The organism is Catenulispora rubra, assembly GCF_015356825.1.
Classification (GTDB): domain Bacteria; phylum Actinomycetota; class Actinomycetes; order Streptomycetales; family Catenulisporaceae; genus Catenulispora; species Catenulispora rubra.
Genome location: NZ_JAACYW010000421.1, coordinates 1 through 7,511, shown reverse-complemented (window position 1 = coordinate 7,511; position 7,511 = coordinate 1). Strand labels below are relative to the sequence as shown.

At 70.1% G+C, this 7,511-nt stretch carries 6 protein-coding genes and 1 pseudogene; 4 read left to right on the top strand and 3 right to left on the bottom strand.

What is annotated here, in order from left to right; translation table 11 throughout:
* Together GWK61_RS57930 and GWK61_RS51015 are read left to right on the top strand one after the other, a co-directional pair.
* The coding region (locus tag GWK61_RS57930) for a hypothetical protein (protein WP_228564343.1) at positions 1 to 321 on the top strand (321 nt) is incomplete at its 5' end.
* 91 nt (positions 322 to 412) lie between these two features.
* Positions 413 to 1,540: an IS701 family transposase gene (locus GWK61_RS51015; protein ID WP_194921275.1), complete on the top strand. Its 1,128-nt coding sequence runs from the start codon at positions 413 to 415 to the stop codon at positions 1,538 to 1,540.
* Positions 1,541 to 2,253: 713 nt separating this feature from the next.
* Here GWK61_RS51015 and GWK61_RS60345 read toward each other — a convergent pair.
* The 3 genes and pseudogenes from GWK61_RS60345 to GWK61_RS51000 form a co-directional block, all read right to left on the bottom strand.
* Positions 2,254 to 3,020 (bottom strand): annotated as a pseudogene (locus GWK61_RS60345) (TSUP family transporter).
* Between the two features lie 566 nt (positions 3,021 to 3,586).
* Entirely contained in the window at positions 3,587 to 4,117 is a 531-nt protein-coding gene (locus GWK61_RS51005; RefSeq protein WP_194921274.1) for an SAV_6107 family HEPN domain-containing protein, read from the bottom strand.
* A 134-nt stretch (positions 4,118 to 4,251) separates the two neighbouring features.
* On the bottom strand, positions 4,252 to 4,656 hold the full coding sequence (locus GWK61_RS51000) for a DUF6504 family protein (protein ID WP_194921272.1): 405 nt from the start codon (positions 4,654 to 4,656) through the stop codon (positions 4,252 to 4,254).
* A gap of 1,056 nt (positions 4,657 to 5,712) precedes the next feature.
* Here GWK61_RS51000 and GWK61_RS50995 point away from each other — a divergent pair.
* Both GWK61_RS50995 and GWK61_RS50990 read left to right on the top strand, forming a co-directional pair.
* Positions 5,713 to 6,765: a glycosyltransferase family 2 protein gene (locus tag GWK61_RS50995; protein ID WP_194921270.1), complete on the top strand. Its 1,053-nt coding sequence runs from the start codon at positions 5,713 to 5,715 to the stop codon at positions 6,763 to 6,765.
* Positions 6,766 to 6,843: 78 nt separating this feature from the next.
* A complete protein-coding gene (locus GWK61_RS50990) occupies positions 6,844 to 7,440 on the top strand; it encodes a histidine phosphatase family protein (protein WP_194921267.1) in 597 nt (198 codons plus the stop codon).
* Positions 7,441 to 7,511: the final 71 nt, after the last annotated feature.

Genomic DNA, 7,511 nt, shown 5'->3' with positions numbered 1-7,511 from the left:
GCCGAAGACGGCACCCCCACCACCGGCCACAAACCCGGCCGCAAAGCCGGCGCCCTGGTAGTCCTAGTAGATGGCGAACTGGTGCTGTACGTAGAACGCGGCGGCCGCACCCTCCTGTCCTGGACCGAGAACCTGAAAACACTCCAACCAGCAGTAGACGCACTAGCCCTAACAGTCCGCGACGGCTGGCTCGGCAAACTGACAGTCTCAAAAACCGACGGCGAAGACGTCCTCTACGCAGGCAAAAACTCAGCCCTAGCCCAAGCCCTAGCAGCCGCCGGCTTCCGCTCAACCCCCTCAGGCCTACGCCTACGCGCCTAATACTGCAGCCGCACTTGGTGTGACGTGTTGCGATGCGACTCGTTAGCGGTGTGTGGATCGTGCTGCCGTTGCTGCTGATGTCCTGGAGCGGATCGAGGGTTGGGATGCGGAACTGGCGTGTCTGCATGATCGGTTCGGTGACTCGTTCCTGAGGTCGGAGCCGCGCCAGCGGGCCCTGCGCTACATGTGGGGCCTGCTGGCGCCGCTGGAGCGCAAAAACGGCTGGACGCTGGCCGAAGACGCCGGTGAGGCCACTCCGGACGGGATGCAGCGGCTGCTCAACGATGCGGTCTGGGACGCCGACGAGGTCCGTGACCGGGTACGCGAGTACGTCGTGGAACGGCTTGGCGACCCGGAGGCGGTGCTGGTGGGCGATGACACCGGGTTCTTGAAGAAGGGCACAGAGTCGGCCGGGGTGCAGCGGCAGTACTCCGGCACGGCCGGGCGTACCGAGAACTGCCAGATCGGCACGTTCTTGGCCTACGCGTCCCGGCACGGCCGCACGCTGATCGACCGGGAGCTGTACCTTCCGGAGCACACCTGGATCGCCGATCGAGAGCGGTGCCGGGCAGCCGGGATCGGCGATGAGGTCGCCTTCGCCACCAAGCCCAAACAGTTCCAGGTGATACTGGCCCGGGCGCTGGATGCCGGGGTGCCGTTCGCTTGGGTCACCGCTGATGAGGCGTTCGGGCAGAACGCCGAGCTGCGCGGTTGGATGGCCGACCGGGATGTGGCGTTCGTGATGGCCACTCGCTCCACCAACTTGGCCACGCCCGGCGGGGTGTCGGTGGCCGAGTTGGTCGCCGATCAGCCCGCTGGCCGCTGGCATCGGCGTTCGGCCGGGACCGGGGCACACGGCGAGCGCATCTATGACTGGCTGCGGATCGCGGTGCCCTGCGACGTCCCGGGCCGCAAGCGCTGGGTGCTGGCCCGCCGGTCGATCTCCGACGGGGAACTTGCCTACTACCACTGTTTCGGACCGGCGAACACGACGTTGAAGACCCTGGTCGAGGTCGCCGGCGCCCGATGGGCTATCGAGGAGTGCTTCCAGACCGCGAAGAACGAGTGTGGGCTGGACCACTACCAGGTCCGCAAGTACGCCGCCTGGTATCGGCACATCACGCTGTCGATGGCCGCCCACGCCTGCCTGACCGTGATCCGCGCGGCCGAACGCGCACGGAAAAGGGGGCTGCGGTCGACCGGTCTGACGAGCTGGTAGACCTGTCACTGGCCGAGATCCGCCGCCTGTTCACCCGGATCGGCACACAGGCCCAGCAACTACTGTTCACGATCGGCTGGAGCATCTGGCGCCGCCGTCATCAGAAACGCGCTCAGCGCAGCCACTTTCGACGACGGGGCCAGACACCACCCTGACCACCAAGTGCGGCTGCAGTACTAAGCCACCACACACGGCCGATCGAGTGACCCCCGGGAACAACACGCCGACCCTCCTTCGTAGCTCCAATAGGAGTCGTCGGGGAGCACGCAAAGCCACGAGCCCGACCCACCACGCGAGCCCGGCCCCACCCGGCAGCCGACGGTCCAGCAGGCGGCAACCCAGCCAGACAGCCGACGATCAACCAGGCGTCAGCCCGGCCCGACCGCCGACCGTCCAGCAGACGGCAACCCGGCCCGACAGCTGACAGTCCAGCAAGCGGCAGCCCGGCAATCGGCGGACTGGGAGCCCAGCAACCCGGGGCCAACGGACCGGCAGCCACCGATCCGGCGGCCAACAGACCGGCAGCCAGCAATCCAGCGGCCACCGATCCGGCAGCCAGCGGACCGGTGGTGTGATCGCGCTCGCCAGCATTGCGACTCGCAGTTCGCGCTTCCGGAAGGACCTCGCGCAAGGCACTCGCGATCCGGCCAGCGCGCCGCCCCGGCCAGATCGCGCGTGCTTGCGATCCGGCGGGTGCGCCCCCTCGGCCACCGCTACCCGAACTGGTCGAACCCCATCTTCACCACCATCGCCGCCACCACGACCAGCAGCACCACCCGCACGAATCCTGCGCCGCGCTTCAGCGCGAGCCGTGCGCCGACGCGTGCGCCCAGGATGTTGCATGCGCCCATGCCCGCGCCGAGGGCCCACATCACGTGGCCCTGCGTCGCGAACACGAGTAGGGCGCCGAAGTTCGTGCCGGTGTTGACCACCTTCGCCATCGCTGAGCCGGCCACGAATTCCGTGCCGATGCCCACTGCGAAGCAGATGATCAGGAATGTGCCGGTGCCGGGGCCGAGATGCCGTCGTAGAAGCCGATGGCCATTCCGGCCACGAGGGTCGTGGTCAGGCGGCGGCGGTGCGAGGCCGCCAGGTTCGCGTCCTGTGCGCCGAACGATGGGCGGAAGACCACGAATGCCGCCACGCAGATCAGCAGGACCATGACGATCGGTCGGAAGACGCTCGTCGGAAGCCGTGACGCCGACAGCGCGCCGACGCCTGCGCACGCCACCGCCAGCGCGGCCGCCGGGATCATCACGCGGCGGTCCACCTTCGTGCGCCGCAGGTAGGTGGCCGCGGCTGTGCTGGTGCCGGATATCGAAGCGAGCTTGTTCGTGCCGAGGGCGACGGCGGCGGGCAGGGTCGGGTACGCCAACAGCAGCGTCGGCAACTGGATCAGCCCGCCACCGCCCACGATCGCGTCGACTCCGCCGGCCCCTGCCGCCGCGCCAAGCAGCACCGCACCGTGCGCCATGTCCATGACCCCGGACCCTAGCGAGCGTGGATCACGTCGTGATCACGTCGCTGGTCGCCGGCCGCCAAAATCTCGCGGCCGCGTTCGCCGACGCGCAACCTGGCGCAGCGGGTAAGGTGGCATTGCCGGACGGTCGCACGCGTTCGGAGCACACGACGGCACGACAACACCGCGCGGGAACGCACGACGGCACGACAACACCGCCAGGCGCCTACACACCGCACCGTCGCGTGGCGGCACACGAAGGCACGACAGCACCACTAGGCGCACACACCGCATCATCGCGTGGCCCCGCACACGGCGCACATCGGCGCGACAGCACCACCGGGCGCGACCAAGCACCATCGCGCGTACAGCGAACAGCGACATCGCACTCGCGCACACCGAGCCGCGATCACCGCATCCGCCCCGGCGCGCACCGACCAGCGGTCACAGCACCCTGAGAAAGCCGCGACCAAATCCCGGCCTCAGCGCACCGAGATCACCCCGCGAAACGCGGCGGCCTCACACCGCCCTCCCGACCCACAACCACACCCACAACCCGGCCGGGCGTCAGAATCCCCCAAGCACCGTCAGCTCGCGGCCGGCTGCTCCTCCGACCCCGACCCCAGCGGCAGCCCGTCCTGGTATGGCAGCCCCAGCAGCTGCGCGACCACGCCGAGGTACACCTCGGCCTCGCGCGCGAGTTCGGCGGCTTCGGCGTCGCTGACCGCGTTCGGCAGGCCGGCTTGGGCGGCGGCGCGGCGGGTGGCGCCGGAGGCGAAGTAGGCGGCCCAGTCCGCCAGTTCCGGGGCCTCGCGGTAGAGGAGGTCCCAGACGCTGCGGGGGCGGCGGCGGGTCGGGGCCGCCGGGACTGCTCGGGCCGTCACCACGGCGGCGGAGGCGTGCAGGGCCGCCATGTGCGCGCCGCAGTAGCGGTCGTAGGGGTGCGCTGTCGTGACCGCCTCGGCCAGCTCGTGCACGGCCTGCTCGAACAGGTCGCGTGCGGAGCGGGAGGCGGGTCCGCGCCGGTGGCCGCCGGAGCCCATCGGGGGCAGCGGCGGCGGATGGGCCCGGGAGCTTGCTATCGGTCCCGTGTCCGGGCTTGTGAGAGCGGCGGGCATAGTTCCCTCCCTGTACTAGTCAGGGTCCACTGATGACATGTCGGACACTCGCAGCATGTCTCTTCCACAGTGACAGGCCCCACTGACAAAAACAGGTGTTCAAGGCGGGAAATCCCCATGAACGGCCGTCGCGGTCAGTTCTCCGGGAATTTCAGCACGCGACCGAGGTGCTCCGGCAGGCAGCTGAGCGATTCGGCGACGAGCAGCCAGCCGCCGGAGGGCACGTCGTGGCAGAGCTGGAACACCTCCACGTCACCCTCCCGCCCCACGCTGGCGCGCACGCTCCACAGCTCGCGCTCGACCTCCCGGTCGCGGCCGAACACCAGGGTCTCGAACGTGCCCAGGCGCCGGTCGGTGCGCAGCAGCACCGACGGGAGTTCGCCGGAGTCCGCGCCGACCTGGATCCAGTGCGACAGGACCTGGCGCACGCGGTACAGCTTGCCGCGCCAGATGAAATGCGCCGGCTCGCCGTGGCGGCGCAGTACGTCGATCAGTTCGTCATCGGTGCTCACCGCGGCACCCGTCCCATTCGCACTCATCGCAGCCTCCAAATAGCCGCCACCTCTGTCGTCCGTACGCCCGGACCGGCCGAGGGCCGGCCACGGGCTTCCCCTCCCGCGACCACCCAGCGGGGTGGCCGATCCGGGCGTCCGGACCATCATCGAATCTTTGTTCGACTTGAGCCAGGCTACCCCCGAGTGCCACCCGCCCTCAACGGAATCGAGTCAAGGCTCGCTCAAATGAGTGAATGGATACCCCGAAGACGATCATCACGGTTGGCGTTCGCCCTGCACCAGGCACATGTCGCCGCTGAGCCGGCCGCACAAAATCCGGCCGCCCGAGTTGCGAAAACGAGGACGGCGGCGAAGGGAAACCCTCAACGCCGCCGCACTTTCGATGACCGTCGGCCACTGAGCCGCTGAACCACGGACCCGCCGAGCCGCTGAACCACGAAACCGCCGACCCACGGCCGCGCCAGCGCACCGACCACCGCACCGCCCGATCCGGTCCCGTTTCACGAAGCTCTGCCGCCCCGTGTCGGCAGTGCCTCATCAAACGGGACCGGGTCTTCCCCACCGACACCCGGCCGGCCGTGCCTCCCCGACACCCACCGTGGCGCAGCCGTCGTGCCGACAGTAAGTGTGACGCATGACACCGACAGTCCTCATGGGTATTAGTACTCAGGTCCGGCCTGAGTACCTGCGCATACGTCCGACGACGGCGCCGGAGAACGCTGTTACTAAATCGCAACATACAGAACGCTGTCACACTGCAACCCAACCCACCCCCTCGAACGTCTATATGGATGATCGGATGTGCTGCTTCTCGCAGCCGCCGACGCACCCGGTGGGGGTGCTAGTGGGGGTAGGGAAGGCCATCAGGCCTTGGCGGGATCCGCGTCTGTGGGGGCGCGGGTCCCGCCCCTCCTTTATGGAGACCTCTAAGGAGCCCGCTATAGAGAGCTCGCCGCAGAGCCCGATTCCCCCGTGGTCTCCACGCATCTGGGCCGTTTAGTTCCCGCGCCATCACCCTCACGGCCCACCCCGCTTTCCGCCACACTGCGATCAAGGCCCGCGGTGGGGATGCTTTAGCCCGTGGGACGAAATCGACACCCGGCAGGCGCCCCGGTCGCGCTGCCCGCGCCGTTCGCGCCGTTCGCGCTGTCCGCCGACCCGCCCCCGGCCACCGAGACCGTCTCCGTCCTCGTCCCGCTCCTGAACGACGAGCGCCGCGTGCTGCGCTGTGTGCGGGCACTGCTGGCCCAGACCCGGGTGCCGAAGATGGACGTGGTCTTCCTGGACGCGGGCTCCACGGACCTCACCCGCCGCCTGGTGCTCCAGGCCGCGATGGACGATCCCCGCCTGCGCCTGCTGATCGGCGCGCCGACGCCGCAGGGCTGGTGCGCGCACGCGCATGCCTGCGAACAGCTGGCGGTCGCCGCGCGCGGCAAGGCGATGGTGTTCGCGGACCCGGGACTGGCGCTGGCGCCGGGCGCGATCGCGGCGGCGGTGGCGGCGTTGCGCGGGCCGCAGCGAATGGACCTGGTGGTCGCGGAAGCGCGGCGCCGCACACCGGCCGAGCGCACGCCGACCTCGGGCCCGCGTGCGTCGACGTCAGCGCGACTGATGGCGGTCGACAGCGAGACGTACTGGCGCGTCGGCGGCCACTGCAACGCGGCACACGACGCGCATGGCGAGACAGGGCTCTTGCGCGCGGTCCGTCGTGCGGGCGGTCACGTGGCCATGCTGGACGGACGGCACGCCATAGAGTTCCTGGACGGTTCGCTGTGGCCGCGCGAGCGCGCCGGTGTCGCGACCGTCACGGGCAACGGCGGACGTCACCCGCTGAACGACACCGAGAACTCGATCCTGCACTCGTTCACGGACACCGCACGCCGCCTGCTCGCGGCGTTCACGACGGCGCCGACGCAGGTGCGGCCCGCGACGGGGCGGCCGGTGCAGGTGCGGCGCGCGCCGACGCGTCCGACGACGGCGCCCGCGGGGCCGGTCGCGGACGCGGCGGCGAACCGGGCGGCCGGGTACGCCGCGAAAGCCATGGCGGAGGCGGTCGCGGCGTCGGTCTCGGCGTCGGCATCGGCATCGGCATCGGCGACAACAGCGGTCGCGACATCGGAGTCCGGGCGTTGACGTCGGTCCGAACCCCCGTCATCCCCCGTACCCGCACCCGCCACGCACACCGCCCCGTCTCCGGCTACGCTCGGGGACATGTCTGAGCTGATCTTGCTCCGCCACGGCGAGACCGAGTGGAGCCGCTCCGGCCGCCACACCGGCCTGACCGACCTGCCGCTGACCACCGTCGGCGAGGACCAGGCACGCGCGGCCGCCAAACTCCTGGCCGGCCGTTCTTTCGGCGCCGTCTACACCAGTCCCCTGACACGCGCGGTGCGCACCGCCGAGTTGGCCGGCCTGACCGGCGCGGTCGAGGATCCCGACCTGCTGGAGTGGGACTACGGGGGCTACGAGGGGATCACGACCGACGAGATCCACCAGGACCGGCCCGGCTGGTACCTGTGGGACGACGGCGTCGTGCCCGGCGACCACGAGCATCCCGGGGAGACCATCGAGGAGGTCGGCGCGCGGGTGGACCGGGTGCTGGCGCGGGTGCGGCCGATGCTGGCGGCCGGCGACGGCGAGGACGTGTGCCTGGTCGCGCACGGCCACGTGCTGCGCGTCCTGTGCGCGCGCTGGCTGGGGCTGCCGCCGACGGACGGCCGGTTCTTCCGGCTGGACACGGCGACGGTGTCGCGGCTCGGGTTCGAGCATGCTCGGCCGGTGGTGGACGGGCTTAATCAGCAGGGGTGAGTAGGTAGGGCCCCGCCCTACCAAGGGGGCAAACCACCCCAAAAAGGTAAGCCGTGCGCAGCATCCCACCG